We start from the raw sequence: 464 nt of genomic DNA, 5'->3' as shown, positions 1-464 counted from the left end.
GGACCTCCAGTATCTGTAACATCTATTAAAATAGTACCATTATTGGGCTTCCCTTCAAATATATATTGTTGCTCTGAACCACCAACGCCTGTCCCTTTCTGAGTATACCCTACCCCTGGACTTAAAGCTGTAGTGGTGCCTATTTGTTCCCAACTCCAGTAGGTTACCCCATTAATGAATCTATTTAACCAATAGCTACTTATACTACCACTACCGGTATAACCCGAAGTGAATAAAAAGGCAGCCCCTGATTCATCTTTTAACATTTGTAAATTAAAAGCTGAGTTGTTAGCATTGTTTGTAGCTCCATTATTATCTACTAAACTAGTAGCTCCTGTAACGCCTACTGGTGATGACCAATAGTTATAACGATATGGATTTGATTGCCCTTCTTGACGTCTTAATATTTTTCCTGTGGAAGAAGTTACTAAATCACTCTTCTCTGTTTGAACTAACTGACAATC

1 pseudogene is annotated in these 464 nt (G+C 38.1%); it reads right to left on the bottom strand.

The window, feature by feature from the left end:
• A pseudogene (locus tag Q0870_RS15370) lies at positions 1 to 464 on the bottom strand (hypothetical protein); the annotation flags it as partial.

The sequence above is a fragment of the uncultured Algibacter sp. genome, from assembly GCF_947487575.1.
Lineage (GTDB): Bacteria > Bacteroidota > Bacteroidia > Flavobacteriales > Flavobacteriaceae > Algibacter_B.
Note: the sequence above shows the minus strand (reverse complement) of the source record. Positions and strands in the feature narration are given on the sequence as shown.